This window comes from Gordonia ajococcus (assembly GCF_012974285.1).
Lineage (GTDB): Bacteria > Actinomycetota > Actinomycetes > Mycobacteriales > Mycobacteriaceae > Gordonia > Gordonia amicalis.
This window is the reverse complement of sequence record NZ_CP052884.1, coordinates 1,512,693-1,527,528: the sequence shown is the minus strand read 5'-3', so window position 1 is coordinate 1,527,528 and position 14,836 is coordinate 1,512,693. Positions and strand designations below refer to the sequence as shown.

The 14,836-nt window shown below is 67.5% G+C and carries 14 protein-coding genes; 10 read left to right on the top strand and 4 right to left on the bottom strand.

What is annotated here, in order from left to right; translation table 11 throughout:
- Positions 1–62: 62 nt before the first annotated feature.
- On the top strand, positions 63–1,055 hold the full coding sequence (locus tag GAA2_RS06975) for an LLM class F420-dependent oxidoreductase (protein ID WP_024497865.1): 993 nt from the start codon (positions 63–65) through the stop codon (positions 1,053–1,055).
- Between the two features lie 304 nt (positions 1,056–1,359).
- On the opposite strand, the gene rsmA is transcribed toward GAA2_RS06975, so the two are convergent.
- The 4 genes from rsmA to GAA2_RS06955 form a co-directional block, all read right to left on the bottom strand.
- Positions 1,360–2,262 (bottom strand): 16S rRNA (adenine(1518)-N(6)/adenine(1519)-N(6))-dimethyltransferase RsmA, encoded by a 903-nt coding sequence (rsmA, locus tag GAA2_RS06970; RefSeq protein ID WP_024497866.1) that lies wholly within the window; start codon positions 2,260–2,262, stop codon positions 1,360–1,362.
- Positions 2,226–3,353 (bottom strand): resuscitation-promoting factor, encoded by a 1,128-nt coding sequence (locus GAA2_RS06965; protein WP_024497867.1) that lies wholly within the window; start codon positions 3,351–3,353, stop codon positions 2,226–2,228. The genes rsmA and GAA2_RS06965 overlap by 37 nt, the downstream gene beginning before the upstream one ends.
- Positions 3,354–3,526: 173 nt before the next feature.
- Positions 3,527–4,435, bottom strand: a complete 909-nt coding sequence (locus GAA2_RS06960; RefSeq protein WP_159405155.1) for a TatD family hydrolase — start codon at positions 4,433–4,435, stop codon at positions 3,527–3,529.
- 41 nt (positions 4,436–4,476) lie between these two features.
- Entirely contained in the window at positions 4,477–5,316 is an 840-nt protein-coding gene (locus tag GAA2_RS06955) for a PhzF family phenazine biosynthesis protein (RefSeq protein WP_159405156.1), read from the bottom strand.
- A 216-nt stretch (positions 5,317–5,532) separates the two neighbouring features.
- Between GAA2_RS06955 and GAA2_RS06950 the strand changes: the two genes are divergently transcribed.
- From GAA2_RS06950 to GAA2_RS06910, 9 genes are read left to right on the top strand one after another with little or no spacing between them, the layout of a single operon-like run.
- Positions 5,533–6,342 (top strand): MlaE family ABC transporter permease, encoded by an 810-nt coding sequence (locus tag GAA2_RS06950; RefSeq protein ID WP_024497870.1) that lies wholly within the window; start codon positions 5,533–5,535, stop codon positions 6,340–6,342.
- Positions 6,342–7,205 (top strand): MlaE family ABC transporter permease, encoded by an 864-nt coding sequence (locus GAA2_RS06945; RefSeq protein WP_410471358.1) that lies wholly within the window; start codon positions 6,342–6,344, stop codon positions 7,203–7,205. Before GAA2_RS06950 ends, GAA2_RS06945 begins: the two co-directional genes overlap by 1 nt.
- Position 7,206: 1 nt before the next feature.
- The gene (locus GAA2_RS06940) at positions 7,207–8,526 is read left to right on the top strand and encodes an MCE family protein (protein ID WP_159405157.1); all 1,320 of its coding nucleotides are present in this window, start codon (positions 7,207–7,209) and stop codon (positions 8,524–8,526) included.
- The gene (locus GAA2_RS06935; protein ID WP_159405158.1) at positions 8,523–9,542 is read left to right on the top strand and encodes an MlaD family protein; all 1,020 of its coding nucleotides are present in this window, start codon (positions 8,523–8,525) and stop codon (positions 9,540–9,542) included. Before GAA2_RS06940 ends, GAA2_RS06935 begins: the two co-directional genes overlap by 4 nt.
- 42 nt (positions 9,543–9,584) lie before the next feature.
- Positions 9,585–10,628, top strand: coding sequence for an MlaD family protein (locus GAA2_RS06930; protein ID WP_159405159.1), 1,044 nt, complete (start codon positions 9,585–9,587; stop codon positions 10,626–10,628).
- Positions 10,628–11,791, top strand: a complete 1,164-nt coding sequence (locus tag GAA2_RS06925; RefSeq protein WP_024497875.1) for an MCE family protein — start codon at positions 10,628–10,630, stop codon at positions 11,789–11,791. Before GAA2_RS06930 ends, GAA2_RS06925 begins: the two co-directional genes overlap by 1 nt.
- Positions 11,791–12,948: an MCE family protein gene (locus GAA2_RS06920; RefSeq protein WP_159405160.1), complete on the top strand. Its 1,158-nt coding sequence runs from the start codon at positions 11,791–11,793 to the stop codon at positions 12,946–12,948. Before GAA2_RS06925 ends, GAA2_RS06920 begins: the two co-directional genes overlap by 1 nt.
- Before the next feature lie 29 nt (positions 12,949–12,977).
- Positions 12,978–14,219 carry an MlaD family protein gene (locus tag GAA2_RS06915; RefSeq protein WP_157228319.1) on the top strand — a complete coding sequence of 414 codons (1,242 nt, stop codon included), beginning with the start codon at positions 12,978–12,980 and terminating at the stop codon, positions 14,217–14,219.
- The gene (locus GAA2_RS06910; protein ID WP_006437081.1) at positions 14,209–14,826 is read left to right on the top strand and encodes a hypothetical protein; all 618 of its coding nucleotides are present in this window, start codon (positions 14,209–14,211) and stop codon (positions 14,824–14,826) included. Before GAA2_RS06915 ends, GAA2_RS06910 begins: the two co-directional genes overlap by 11 nt.
- The last annotated feature ends 10 nt before the right edge of the window (positions 14,827–14,836 follow it).

The window sequence follows — 14,836 nt, the reverse complement described above, 5'->3', positions numbered from 1 at the left end:
GGCTCGCTGGCTACACCGAAGCGACCGATCCCGGCCCACGAAAGACGTGCAGAGGAGTTCTGATGACACCCCGATTCGGGTACACCTTGATGACCGAGCAGGCCGGCCCCAAGGATCTGGTCCGCTACGCCATCGGCGCCGAGGGGGCCGGCTTCGACTTCGAGGTGTGCAGCGACCACTACTTCCCGTGGCTGTCCGCCCAGGGCCACGCCCCCTACGCGTGGTCGGTCCTGGGTGCGGTGGCACACGCGACCGAGCGCGTCGAGCTGATGACCTACGTGACCTGCCCGACGATCCGCTATCACCCGGCCGTCATCGCGCAGAAGGCCGCGACCCTGCAGATCCTCGCCGACGGTCGCTTCACACTCGGACTGGGTTCGGGCGAGAACCTCAACGAGCACGTCGTCGGCATGGGCTGGCCTGCGGTCGCCGATCGCCAGGACATGCTCGCCGAGGCCATCGAGATCATCCGCACATTGCACACCGGCGAACTCGTCGACTTCCGTGGCGAGTTCTTCCAGGTCGACGCCGCGCGCGTCTGGGACCTCCCCGACCAGCCGGTGCCGATCGGCGTCGCCGTGGCCGGCGAATCCGGTATCGACACGTTCGGCCCGCTGGCCGATCATCTGATCGCCGTGGAACCCGACCCGGACCTGATCTCGGCGTGGAACGCCCAGGCCGCCACCTCGACGATCGACGGCAAGGGCACCCGCGCCATCGGTCAGATCCCGATCAGCTGGGGCCCCGACCGCGATGCCGCCGTCGAACGTGCCCACGACCAGTTCCGCTGGTTCGCCGGCGGCTGGGATGTCAACGCCGATCTCCGGACCACCGCGGGCTTCGCCGCCGCGACCCAGTACGTCACCCCGGACGATGTCGCGGGCAACATCCCGTGCGGACCCGACCTCGACCAGATCGTCGAGGCCGTGAAACCGTTCTGGGAAGCCGGATTCACCGACATCGCGCTCGTGCAGATCGGCGGTGAGACGCAGGACGAGTTCCTGCGCGACGCCGCACCGGAGCTCCTGGATAAGCTGCGCGCGGCGTCGAGCTGAGAACTGCTCATTCGTGTAACGGAATCCGGTCGACGCCGCCAGACAGGCTGAGGCCACGTACTTCTCGGCTCGGCTAGGTCAACTCACCAGGCCTTCGAGGCTCGTCGCTTGCGCTCCTCGCACCTCAGGCGGCAGAGGCAGTCCCGTCGCTTGCGCTCCTCGCACCTCAGGCGGCAGAGGCGGTCCCGTCGCTTGCGCTCCTCGCACCTCAGGCGGCAGAGGCCGTCCCGTCGCTTGCGCTCCTCGCACCTCAGGCGGCAGAGGCGGAGGGGTGCGTCTCGCTCTTCCGGATCGGAGCGATGCGTCAGACGGTGCGGGCCAGCCGCACGAAGTCGTCGACGTCGAGTTTCTCGCCACGGATACCCGGGTCGATGCCGGCAGCGCGCAAGCGTCGTTCGGCCTCCGCCGGGGAGCCCGCCCAGCCGGCCAGTGCCGACCGCATCGTCTTGCGGCGCTGGGCGAATGCTGCGTCGATCGCGGCGAACACCGCCTGCCGGAACTCCGGGTCGGTGGGGTGGTCGTCGGTGCGCTCGATGCGCACGAGACCGGACTCGACCTTGGGTTCGGGCCAGAACACGTTGCGCCCCACCGCACCTGCTCGACTCACTCGGCCGTGGTACCGGGCCTTCACACTCGGCACACCGTAGGTGCGGCTACCGGGCGGGGCGGCGAGCCGGTCGGCCACCTCTGCCTGGACCATCACCAAGGCGGTCGTGATCTCGGGGAACAGCCCGAGCAGATGCAGCAGTACCGGAACCGACACGTTGTACGGGAGATTGGCGACGAGCGCGGTCGGCACGACGGGCAGGTCGTCACGGGTGATCTGCAGCGCGTCGGCGAGCACGACGTCGAAGTCGCCGCTCCGCGCCGGCGCGTACTCGGCGACTGTCTGCGGAATCCGTTGCGCAAGAACCGGATCGATCTCGACTGCGACGACCCGGCCGGCGGTCCCGAGCAGCGCGAGGGTCAGCGACCCCAGGCCGGGGCCGACCTCCAGGACCACATCGTCGGCGCCGACCCCGGAAGCCGCGACGATGCGTCGGACGGTGTTGGCGTCGTGGACGAAGTTCTGCCCGAGAGTCTTGGTCGGCCGGACACCGACTTCGGCGGCGAGTTCGCGGATCTGCGCGGGTCCGAGGAGCCGCGGTGCGTCGCCTGGCGGGTCGTCGATCAGCGCAGGCCCAACTTGGACGAGCACGACGGCCATGCGCCCCAACCCTGGACGGCCTGGGTCTTCGAGGCGACCGCGATCTGCTCTTCGCGGGTGGCGAGGTCCGCGCGCGGCGCGAACTCGAGTCCGCCCCATCGTTCCCACGTGTTCTGGTCGAACTGGACACCGCCGTAGAAACCGTTGCCGGTGTTGATGGCCCAGTTGCCGGTGGCCTCACACTGGGCCAGGGCGTCCCACACCGAGCCCGGCGGCACGAACGGCGCGCCCGGCTTGGTGCCGATGCGGACGGTGGCGGCGACGGGCTCGGTGAGCACGTCACTCGTCAGCTTGTCGCGCTTGACCACCTTGCCGTTCACGGTGGTGACCTTATACGTCACGCGCGCCTCACCGGGAGTGCCCTTCTTCTCGACGACCTTGCGGTCACGGACGAGTGTCGGGTCTTCCTTCTTGATCTCCGGCGGGGCGACCGGCTCGTTGACGGTGACGTCCTCGGTCTTGATGCGCGTGACGATGACCTTCAGGTCGGGGGTGACCTCGGTGTCGGCGGCGGGGACGACCTTGTCCTCGGGCCCGAGGGGCGTTCCGAGGGCCTCGAGCAGTTCGCCGACGGTGTGGGCCGCGACCGTCGGCCGCTTCTTGGCCGGGCCGTCGACGAGGTTCACCGGCTTGGGGAGCGCGACATCGATCTCGCCGCCGTCGACCGGCAGCTTGTCGGTGGCGAAGTCCGCCTGCTCGGCGGCATGCGTCAGTCCGCGTTCGGAGAGGAGCTGGTCCACGGTCGAGGCGTTGGTGATGACCGTCTCGCGCTTGCCCTCGACGTCGAGGGTCAGCTTCTTCAGACGGTTCACCGTGATGGTCTGCCCCTCGCCGAAACCGGAGTCGAGCGACGGGCTCACCTTGTCACCCCCGGCCGGTGCGAGGCCCTCGGATTCGAGCAGGCTCTCCACGGACATCGCCATCGTGGACACCTGACGGGTCTTGCCGTCGACATCGATGGTCACGGTCTTGTGCATCGCGACACCCATGACACCACCGGCGGCGACGGTCGCGCAGACGGCTCCGACGGCCAGGCGGGCACGCAGGGAATCGGACCCGTTGATCTTCGAGAAGACCGACTTGGGTGACACTGAAGGAGGTAGAGAAGGCAAGGCACAACAATCTGGTCGGCAACAGGGCGCCGCCGCGACCAGAAGACCCATCCGCACTCCGGGATGCATACGCACCTCGTCGTGAACCGCTGGTAGCCGGATGTAATCGCTCTGGCCGAGCGGGATCACAGTACGATAACGAACCGGCCAGATTATGGCAAAGAGATGTTGTAGGCGCGCCGCGCATTGGCGCCTAACAATCGCGCCATCTGCTCCTCGGACACCCCCCTGACCTCGGCGATCGCCCGTGCGGTGTACGGCAGGCAGTACGACTGATTCGGCTGGCCACGGTACGGATGCGGGGTCAGGAAAGGGGCGTCGGTCTCCACCAGGATCTGTTCGTCGGGCACCAGCTCCGCCGCCACCCGCAACTCCTCGGCATTGGCGAAGCTCACAGTTCCGGCAAAACTGAGGAAGTACCCACGGTCGACACACTCGCGGGCAACATTCCGGTCACCGGAGAAGCAATGCATGATCACGGTCTCCGGGGCGTCCTCGGCGGCCAGGATGTCGAGCAGATCCCGGTCGGCCTCGCGGTTGTGGATCATCAGCGGCTTACCGACTCGCCTGGCGAGATCGATGTGCCAGCGGAACGTCTCGTGCTGAACCGCCGGCGACGCGCAGTCGCCGGACTTGCCGGGCCAGTAGTAGTCGAGGCCCGTCTCACCCACCGCAACGACCCGCGGATGACGGATCATCCGCTCGAGTTCGGCGGCGGTGTCGTCGTCGAGATCACCCGCATGCATCGGATGCAGCGCGACAGCCGCGTAGACCCGGTCGTCCCATTCCGCCGCCGCGACCGCCCAGCGGGCATCGACCATGTCGTCGGCGACCGTCACCACCTGATCGACCCCGACCGCCTGCGCACGGTCGAGGATGGCGTGTACCGACTCGGCGTCCCGTCCACCGCAGGCCGCCAGGTGGGTGTGGGCGTCCACGAGACCCGGCAGCGGAGCCGGATCGGGCGGCGGCTCGCGCCGACGACGCTTCCTGGCCGCCTTGTTGCTCAGGGTCTCCGACCCGGCGTTCCCGAGGGTCTCCGACCCGGCAGCGTCGCTCATGGCAAACACCCTGACACAGACCGGCGACACCTCGCGCCGGGCTACAGCGCGACTGTGCCCTCGATCACGGTCGCGGTGTCGCCACCCACCCAGATGTCGTCACCGTCGTCGTGGATGTGGACGCGGCCGGCCCGTCCGATGGCCGCACCCTGCGCGGCGACATAACGCTCCGGCGCCTGTCCGGTCGCCCGGAGCCAGGTCGCGATCCCCGCGTTGAGGCTGCCGGTCACCGGATCCTCGGGTACACCGATACCCGGGACGAACGCCCGGACCTCGGCGAAGACATCTCCCGATCCGTAGAGCCCGAGCAAGCCGACCTTGTGGTCGCCGAGCGCGGGCATGTCGGGACGGACATCGAGCACCCGCTCCCCCGATCCCACCTGGATCACCATCCACTCCGGACCGTTGTCGACCCACTCCGCGGCGCGAACCTCATCCCGGGCGACGCCGAGAGCAGCGATGACCTCGTCGACGACGCCGGGGTCCACCGGGCCCGACCGGCGCAACGGCGGCGCCGCGAAGGAGAGTCGCGGACCCGACCGCCGGATCCGGACCAGCCCGACGCCGCATTCCTGCACGACGTCGTCCCCCTTCGGTCGCCCGCCCGAGGTCAGCCACGCGTGCGCCGATCCCAGAGTCGGGTGGCCGGCGAACGGCAACTCCCCGTCGGGGGTGAAGATCCGCAGCTTGTAGTCGGCCGCCGGGTCGGTGGGCGGCAGCACGAACGTGGTCTCCGACAGGTTGGTCCAGCGGGCGAAGGCGGCCATCCGATCCTCTGCGATGGGAGCGCCGGGACCACCCCCGTCGACGACGACCGCCACGGGGTTGCCCTCGGTACCGGTGGACGAGAACACATCGACCTGAGCGAAACGGCGAGTCATCGCGCCATCGTCTCATCGGGGCGCGGACGTCGGCCACCGCTCTGTCACGGGCAACCCGACCCCCACAGCTCGGGTCGACTTCTCCGCGACCAGGAGAGACGCATTAAAGAATCCGTCTCGTTTGATTTCATATATAAAACCGGATAGCTTCCTATGCGACGCGGGTCACAGTCGGCGATCGAGCGTCGGGATGTCACCGCGATGACAGGGGGACCAATGGCGTTCGAGCTGCCCGCCTCCCGGGGGCCGCTGCGCGACCTGGCCAACGAGGCCGGTCATACACTCGGGTTCGCGCTGCAGGCCATCGGAGCACTGGTGGTTGCGACGTTCCGCCGACGCCTGTCCATCGCCGAGACCCTGAACCAGACCGTCTTCATCGGCCGCGTCAGCACCGGACCGTCACTCCTGCTGATGATCCCGGTGGGCGTGTTCATCGCCGTCTCGGTCGGCGAACTCGCCGGACGCATCGGCGCCGGCGGCTACTCGGGCGCGGTCGTCGCGTTCATCATCGTCGGCCAGGCCTCTGCCCTCGTATCGGCACTGATGATGGCCGGTGTCGCCGGCTCGGCCATCTGCACCGATCTCGGATCGCGCAAGATCCGTGAAGAGGTCGACGCCATGGAGGTCATGGGGCTCAACGTGATCGAGCGCCTCGTCGCACCGCGGCTCCTCGCCGCGATCATCGTCTCGCTGGTGCTGTGCTCACTCATCACGGTCACCGGCGTCGGAGCCTGCTACCTCTACCACATCTACGTCCAGCACCTGCCCGCCGGCGCGTTCATGGCGACCTTCAGCCAGTACGGCCGGTTCTCGGACTTCGTGATGGCACTCGTGAAGGCGGCCATGTTCGCGTTGCTGTCCACGATTGTGGCCTGCTTCAAGGGATTACACGCACGCGGTGGCCCACGAGGAGTGGCCGACGCGGTGAACGAGGCGGTGGTGATCGCGTTCGCGCTCGTGTTCGTCTTCAACACGATCCTGTCCCAGCTCTACACCGTGATGGTGCCGGCCGTGGGGGCGTACTGATGGTGGTCTCCGCAGACGTGACAGTGCGTACCGAACGCCGGCTCGGGCGTCGAATCGACCAGACGGTCTCCGGCATCGTCCGGGCCGGTGAGTTCGTCACCTTCATCGTGCGTGCGATCGCCGCGATCCCGTTCACCCTCGTGCACTACCGCAAGCACGTGCTCAACCAGATCGCCGAGGTGACCTTCGGGTCGAAATCCCTTCTCTCCGGCGGAGGAACGCTCGGCATCGTGCTGGCCATGTCACTGGCGGCGGCGATGATGCTCGGCGTCGAGACCTACCGCGGGCTGCAGCTGGTCGGCATGACCTCGCTGTCGGGCATGCTCTCGGCGATCGCCAACACCCGCGAACTCGCGCCCGTCGTCGTCGGAATCGCGTTGGCCGCCAAGGTCGGAACCGGGTTCACCGCCCAGGTCGGCGCGATGCGCATCTCCGACGAGATCGCCGCGCTCGACTCGATGGCGATCCGGTCGATCCCCTTCCTCGCCACGACCCGCATGATCGCGGCGATGGTGTGCATCCTGCCGATCTACATGATCGGCCTGCTCGCGAGCTACATCGCGACGCGTCTCGTCGTGGTCTGGTTCAACGGCGAATCCTCGGGCACCTTCGACTACTTCTTCCATCTCGCACTCACGCCGACCGACCTGCTCTACTCCGCGATCAAGGCGATCGTCTTCGCCGGTATCGTCGCGCTGGTCCACTGCTCCTACGGGTACTTCGCCTCCGGCGGACCCGAAGGCGTCGGCCAGGCGGCCGGACGCGCACTCCGCACGTCGATCCTGGCCATCGGGATCTTCGACGTGATCTTCACTTTCGGGTTGTGGGGCCTGGTCCCCGAGATCCCGGGAATGGGGATCTGACGTGTCGACCATGTTGCCGGGCAACCCGGTCTCCCGATTCGGTTACATCCTCCGCGCCCTGATCGCGGGCGCCCTCATCACCGCCTTCGCGGTGTGGATGGTGGCCCGCAGCGCCGGCACCGTCACCAGCGATCCCGAGGTGTTCGCCGAGGTGCCGGTCGAGGCCGGCCTCATCACCACCGGCGCGCCGGTCCGCTATCACGGAGTCACGGTCGGCGAGATCAGCGGCATCGACCCGGGCACCGTCTCGTCACAGGTGAGGATCTCCATCGACGGCGCCGCCATCGACGCGATCCCGTCCACCGTCACCATGCGCGTCCTGCCGCGAACCTTCTTCGGCGACATCTACGTTCAGCTGACCGAACCGGAGCCCGCGGCGGGCGCCGCACCGCTGTCCGACGGTGACGAGATCCGGATCGACACGTCGGCCGAGGCCACGAACCTCTACAGCATCTACACCAAACTCGCCGACGTCCTCGCCGAGGTCCAGCCCGAGAAGATGAACATCGCGCTCTCCGCGGTGGCCACCGCGATCGGCGACCGTGGCGGCGACCTCGGCGTCATGATCGACGACTGGTGGCAGGCGTCGCGCACACTCGAGACGACCGTCAACCAGTTCATCGACGCCACACCGAAATTCCGCGCCGTGATGGAGAGTCTCAAACGCTCCACCCCGGCGATCACCGAGACGCTCGCCAACACGACCAGCATCTCCCGCGGCATCCTCGAGAACCAGGACGATCTCGCGTCGTTCTTCACCGCCGCCTCCGGTTTCGCCGGCGCGGTCGACCCGTTCCTCGCCGCCCAGCGCAAGAACATCATCACCGTGCTCGACTCCACCGGCACCATCCTCTCGACCGTCGCGGAGAACCCGTCGGGTGTCAGCAAGACGCTCGCCGAGGCCAAGAAATTCGGTGCCGCCGGCGCGATGCTGTTCTCGAGCGGCCGTTTCGACATCACCGCGGTTCCCACGTTCTCGCAGCCGATGCCGTACACGGCCGCCGACTGCCCGACCTACGGATCGCTTCGCGGCTCGCAGTGCTTCGGCAAGGGAACCGGCATGGGCACCGGACCGGTCCGACCACCGGGCGCGCCCAACCCGAAGGTGCTCTCCCCTCGTGAACCCACCTACACCCCTTCCGGTTTCGTCGGTCCCCCCGTCATCGACGGGACGCGTGAGGCCCCGACGCTGAGCCGCCTGGAGTCCGAACTCGGTGCGACCCCGGCGAAGGGCACGGGACCCAAGAGCACGGGCCCCAACCCCGCCACCACGCTGATGCTCGGCCCGATGGTTCGCGGCCACGAGGTGAAGGTGTCATGACCACTCTCTCGCTGAAGACGATCCTGAAAGCCGGGTCGTTCGTCCTCATCGGCATCATCGCCGCGGTGCTCGTCAGCAACACGCTGCGTGTCCCGGTGCACGGGTCCACGACGACCTTTCACATCCAGTTCACCGACGCCGAGGGTCTGGTCGAGGGCAACCCGGTGACCATGTCCGGTGTGCGGGTGGGCCGCGTCGAGTCGGTCGCCTTCGCACCGCAGGACGACGGTTCGGCCCTGGCCGACGTCGCCGTCTCGATCTCCGACGACCATCAGCTACCGCTGCAGGTTCACGCGGCGATCCGCTACGGGGACATGCTCGGTGCCCGCTACATCGCGCTGACCGACAGCGGTGCGGACGGCACCGCGCGCGACGGCACGAGGATCCCCGTCGAGGGGACGTCACCGCCGGTGAACCTCACCGCCCTGATGAACGGTTTCGAGCCACTGTTCTCCGCGCTCGACGCCAACCAGGTCAACGATCTCGCACGTGGCTTCGTCGACACCTTCGAGGGGCGTTCGGGTTCGGTGCAGACTCTGCTCGGCCAGATCGCGTCGATGGGCAACAACCTCTCGGCGAACAGCGCGGTCTTCGCCCGGCTGGTGAGCAACCTCAACGTGCTGATGGGCACCGTCGACCGGCACAACCCGCAGCTGAACGAACTCTTCCGCGGATTGTCCGACCTCACCTCGGCGGTGGTCGGCGACAACGGCCAACTCGCCGCACTCCTCGACAGCGGGGACCGCGCCGTGTCGGCGCTCGCCGACATGATGACCGTCGCGGGCGACGACTTCCGGAAGTCGATGGTCGGACTCGAACAGGTCACGGCCAGTTGGGTTCCGAACACGCCGGCCTTCACCCGATTCCTGGACCGGCTTCCGGTGATGGCCGAGGAGATCAACAAGAGCGGACGATACGGGGGATTCATGATGCTCTACCTCTGCAACTTCACCTTGGGCGCCGTCGGCCTCGACGCCAACATCTTCGGTCCGCTCCACTCCCCGGTCTGCATGTGAGACAAGCCATGTCAGCTCCCAGCAAGGTAGGAACCTAAGTCCGTGTTTCTGGTCAGGCTCATCGACGTCTTCGTCGGCATCTTGGAGTTCGTCTTCAAGTCCGACAAGCGCGCACAGGGTGCGTCACCCGCGGTCCTCGGCACGGCGGGCATCATCACCCTGGTCGCGCTGATGCTGATCGCGATCGGCATCCCCCAGCTGAGTTACTTCACCCGCACCAGCCCGTACACCGCAGAACTCGCCAACGCGTCGGGGCTGACGACGGCCGATCCGGTGCTGGTGGCGGGTGTCCCGGCCGGCCGGATCGAGTCGGTCGATCTCGCCGGAGACCGCGTTCGCGTCGGTTTCCGGCTCGACGACGGTCAGCCGCTGGGCAACCAGACGCGCGCATCGGTCCGGCTCCGGACCGTCCTGGGCAAGCGTTACCTCGAGATCGTCCCGGGCGGATCGGGAAAGGTCGGTCCCGACAACACGATCCCGCTCGACCGCACCACGGTGCCCTACAGCCTCAACGACATCTCCGGCGCCGCGGTCACCGCCTCGCGTGACATCGACGAGGAGGCCGTGCGCGCGATGTTCGTGACCATGAAGGAGATCATGCCCCGCACCTCGACCCTGGACGCCTCGATGAAGGGGGCGACGGGCGCGATGGCCGCCATCACGGGAACGGGCACGCAGCTCGACCAGCTGCTCGCCATCTCCAAGCGGGTCGCCGAAGTGACCGTGCAGCAGAGTGATTCGATCTCGAGCGCGATGTCCAGCACGCAGGCGATCGTGCAGACCCTCGTCGTCCGGCGCGTCCTGCTGACCCGTCTGACCGACAACCTCCGCGCCGTGCTCGACCAGATGGCCACGACCTTCCCGAAGGTCCCGATGGGTCAGCTGGTCACCAACATCGAGTCGGTGACCAAGACACTGCGGGACAACGTGTCGTCGATCGACCGGATCCTGACGCAGTTGCCGCCGGCCATGCGCACGATCACCGATGCGACCGGCAACGGCAACTGGACCGACGTGGTGTCGCCGAGCGCGGTCATCCCCGACTCGTTGCTCTGTGTGCTCGGCGTGATGCAGGGGTGCCGCTGATGACTTTCCGCCAGGTACGTGAGGTCCGCCCGCGCAAGCGATACGGCGGCAAGATCTTCACCGCGCTGCTCCTCGTGGTCGCGATCATCGTGGGCACGTGGTACGTCTTCGGCCGCGATCCGCAGATCCGCACCGTCCACGCCGATTTCGCGTTCGTCAACGGCCTGTACGAGGGGTCCAAGGTCACCGTCCTGGGTGTTCCGGTCGGACGTATCGAGAACGTCGAGCCCGCCGGGGACCACGTCAAGGTCACCGTGACCATGCCGGGCGACGTCGATCTCCCGGCCGACGTCTCGGCCTACGTGCTCAACCCGTCGGTGATCAGCGACCGTCACCTCGAACTCGGACCGGCCTACACCGGTGGGCCGCAGCTGCCCGACGGCGCGACCATCCCACTCGAGCGCACCCACTCCCCGATCAGCTTCGACCAGCTCCTCGACAGCATCAGCGTGCTGACGAAGATCATGGGGCCCGCCGACGCCGCGCCCGGCGCCCCGAAAGACCCGAACGACATGGGTGCGCTCCTGGCCGCCACCGCCAAGTCGTGGGACGGCCGCGGCACCGGTTTCGGGACGACGATGTCCGGGCTCGCGTCGGCGTCGGGGATCTTCGGCGCCCGCACCGAGGACCTGCAGGATCTCATCGACAGTCTCAACACGCTGATGCAGACCTTCCACGCCAAGCAGGTCTCGCTCGACGGCCTCATCGAGTCGATGGGTCTGCTGAGCAGCCAGTGGGCGTCGTCCAACCAGGACATCGCCGGGCCCGTCAACGATCTCAAGGTCGTCTTCGACCAGATCAACGACTTCGTCCTCGCCCACGGCAACGACGTCGGCGTCGTCGCGGAGAACCTGAAGGTCCTCGGCGACACCCTGGTCGACAACAAGGCCGGACTCGCCGAGTTCATGGACCTCGCACCGCTGATGATGCAGAACCTGTCGAGCACGATCGGCCCCGACCGTCGTGGCCGCATCCGCCTGAACGTCTCGACCACGCTGACCCAGTTCAAGACGCTCAAGCCGCTGTGCGACCAGTTCCCGATGCCGTTGTGCACCGGCGCCGGACTCACCAACCCGATCTCGTTCCCGATCAGCGCGTCCGACCCGCTGGGCATCGTCTCGGCGATCACCGGCGGCAAGCTCCCCCCGAAGGGAGGGAACTGATGACTGTGCGTGCCAGAAAGATCCGGATCACCACCGCGGCGATCGCGGTGACCGTCGGCCTGTCGGGCTGCTCGGTCGGACTGCAGGACCTGCCGCTCGGTGCCGGCGGCCGCAACTCCTTCGACGTGACCGCCGAACTCATCACCGCCGACGGCCTGGTGTCGGGCGCCGACGTCCGGCACGGCCAGCAGATCGTCGGACGGGTCACCGACATGCGCCTGGAGGAACGGCATGCGGAGATCACCATGACGATCGCCGACGGCACCGACCTCCCGGCGAACACGACGCTCAACGTCGAACTGCCGTCGGCGCTCGGAACGCCGTTCGTCCGCCTGTCCGAGCCCGCGGACCCGCAGGGCCGGCTCACCGAGGGGTCGCATCTCAGCCTGTCCGACACCGGTGTCGGACCGCAGATCGAGAGCACACTCGCCGCGCTCGGCAACATCCTCGGCGGCAGTGGCGTCAGCCAGCTCCAGTCGGTGATGTCGAGCCTCAACACCGCCTTCGAGAACCGCTCCGACAAGGTCGGCGACCTGATCGACACGCTGAACCGACTGCTCGCCCGGTCGTCGAGGTACACCGACGACTTCAACGCGGCGATGGCGGCGGCCGCGGATGTCAGCGAGCTCCTCGTCGCGCAGCAGCAGACCGTCGACGACTTCCTCGGTCAGGTCCCGCAGGCGGTGACCGTGCTCGCCGCACAGCGGGATCAGATCGCGAAGCTGATGTCGCAGACCACGCGACTGGCGACCAACGTCGCGGCGATCACGCGCGGCCGTCAGGAGACGCTCGACCACCTCGTCGGCGACGCCGAACAGATGGTGAAGTCCTTGTCCGCGTTCAACACCGAGGTCGGCTCGACCCTGGACAACATGAACGCGTTCATGACGAACTTCGACCGCGCGATTCCGGGCGACTACCTGGTCTTCGACGGTTCGCTCGACATCCCGGGCGGCATCGACAAGATCCTCACCGGCGGTGTTCTGCTCGCCGGTCAGCCCCTCCCGACACCGGACGACCTCCGCAACGTGCTGTCCGGCGGTCTCGCGAACAAGAGGCCGGAGAAGAAGGCCGCGAAGAAGGCGGCGCCGGCGACGAAGACCCCACCCAAGACGACCCCTCAGACACCCAGCCCACGCCCAGGAGCCCCGCGATGACCACCAAGGCGAAGACCCGGCGCCTTCGGATGCCCCGCGTTCGGATGCCACAGGCGCGCACTGGGATGCTGCAGTTCCTGATCTTCCTCGCCCTCTCGGCGATCGTGATCCCCTACGGCATCAACTTCATCGCCGGGCCAGAGGGATTCGGCGACAAGATCGTCCTGACGGCCAGGATGGACGACGCGTTCGGGCTCAGCTCGGGCACGGGCGTCACGCTCCGCGGCGTCGACATCGGCACCGTGCGTTCCGTCGAACTCGATCCGGCCGGTGGCGCCGCGGACATCGAACTGGTCGTGCGCGGGGACACCCGCATCCCCGCCGACTCTTTCATGCAGGTCACGATGGCCTCGATGGCCGGCATCCAGAGCGTCGACATCATCCCGCCCGACAACAATCCCCCGTATCTCGAGTCCGGTGACACGATCGCCGCGCCGGCCGACAAACAGCCCAAGCAGATGGACGCCATCATCGGCGACGCCGCGTCGGTGCTCCGCAGCATCGGCAGCGGCAACCTCACCACGCTGGGCAACGAGTTCTACGCGGCCTTCGACCACGACGAGAAGGCCCTGGCCGGGATCGTGTCGAACGGAACCGCGCTCGCCGGGCTGGTCAACCGCAATGCACCGATCCTGCAGGGACTCTTCGACGAATGGCTACAGGTGCTGTCCGCGATGAACGACACCACCACGGCCTTCGAGGCCGGCATGCGCAGCGCCGCGACATTCACCGACCAGCTCGACGCCAACCAGCCGGTGTTCGTCTACCTGCTCGACAAGTCACCCGAATCGCTGACCCGCACACAGGCGCTGTTCGACAAGTACCGCGGCACCTTCGGCGGTGTGATGGCGAATCTCGCGGTGGTGGAACCGATCATCTCCGACCGCGACCAGTCACTCGCCGTCGGCCTGGAGACGATCCCCCAGGGTCTGCTGGACCTGCGTTCGATCGTGAAGAACGGGCGCGCCGACTTCGCGCTCATCGGCACCCAGGGACCCGTCTGTATGTTCTACGACCAGCCCCGCTACCCGGTCGGCGATCTCAACACCCCGGCACCGAATCTCGCGCGCTTCTGCCCGGCGGGCAACGGCTACGGACAACGCGGCGCGGTGAACGCCCCACGGCCGAACGACCTGGGCACGAGCACCTGGACATCCCCCGGCGGTGTCTCCGGACCACCGGCCGTCGCCGATCCACTACTCATCCCGAACGGCGTGGAGCTGCTGCAGTGGTGGCACGAACTTCTGGAAAGGGCACGAAATGGCAACTGACACAACGACTCGAACCGCAGCGGCGGGAACCGCCGCCGCGGATGCCGACGGGACCGCGGACGTCTCCTCGACCGGAACCGCATCCGCTGCGCGCACTGCTCCCCTGACCCGGAAGCCGGCCGGCCGGGGCACGATCGTCACCGGTGTACTCGCGTCGCTGCTGCTGGGTGCGACCGCCCTCGCCGGGTTCTTCGGTTACCAGTACGCGACAACCGATTCCTCGGCCACCTCGCCCGAGGCGAGCGCCGAGGCGATCGACACCGCCAAGGACTACGCGATCAAACTGTCCAGCTTCGACTACCGCGATCTGAACAAGAATCGGGACGCGATCACCGCGATGTCGACCGACGACTTCGCCGCCAAGTACAGCGAGATGGTCACCGCCCTCAGTCAGATCGTCACCGACGGCAAGGGTGAGTCCACCGCCGAGGTGTCGCACGCGGCCGTCGAGAAGATCGACGGCTCCTCCGCGACGGTGATCCTGTTCGCCGACCAGAAGGCACGCAACGTCGTCTCCCCGGACGGCAAGACCCAGCCGTACCGGATGGTGGTGACGCTCGATCGTTCCGGCGATCGCTGGCTGGTCGACAACGTCGAGACGAAGTGAACCCACACCG

Excerpts from the sequence above, each read along its gene's own strand:
- GAA2_RS06935 (WP_159405158.1), top strand. The coding sequence starts at position 8,523 with ATGACCACTCTCTCGCTGAAGACGATCCTGAAAGCCGGGTCGTTCGTC.
- GAA2_RS06960 (WP_159405155.1), bottom strand. The coding sequence starts at position 4,435 with ATGAGCGACGCTGCCGGGTCGGAGACCCTCGGGAACGCCGGGTCGGAG.
- GAA2_RS06955 (WP_159405156.1), bottom strand. The coding sequence starts at position 5,316 with ATGACTCGCCGTTTCGCTCAGGTCGATGTGTTCTCGTCCACCGGTACC.
- GAA2_RS06950 (WP_024497870.1), top strand. The coding sequence starts at position 5,533 with ATGGCGTTCGAGCTGCCCGCCTCCCGGGGGCCGCTGCGCGACCTGGCC.
- GAA2_RS06975 (WP_024497865.1), top strand. The coding sequence starts at position 63 with ATGACACCCCGATTCGGGTACACCTTGATGACCGAGCAGGCCGGCCCC.
- GAA2_RS06925 (WP_024497875.1), top strand. The coding sequence starts at position 10,628 with ATGACTTTCCGCCAGGTACGTGAGGTCCGCCCGCGCAAGCGATACGGC.
- GAA2_RS06945 (WP_410471358.1), top strand. The coding sequence starts at position 6,342 with ATGGTGGTCTCCGCAGACGTGACAGTGCGTACCGAACGCCGGCTCGGG.
- GAA2_RS06920 (WP_159405160.1), top strand. The coding sequence starts at position 11,791 with ATGACTGTGCGTGCCAGAAAGATCCGGATCACCACCGCGGCGATCGCG.
- rsmA (WP_024497866.1), bottom strand. The coding sequence starts at position 2,262 with ATGGCCGTCGTGCTCGTCCAAGTTGGGCCTGCGCTGATCGACGACCCG.
- GAA2_RS06910 (WP_006437081.1), top strand. The coding sequence starts at position 14,209 with ATGGCAACTGACACAACGACTCGAACCGCAGCGGCGGGAACCGCCGCC.
- GAA2_RS06915 (WP_157228319.1), top strand. The coding sequence starts at position 12,978 with ATGCCCCGCGTTCGGATGCCACAGGCGCGCACTGGGATGCTGCAGTTC.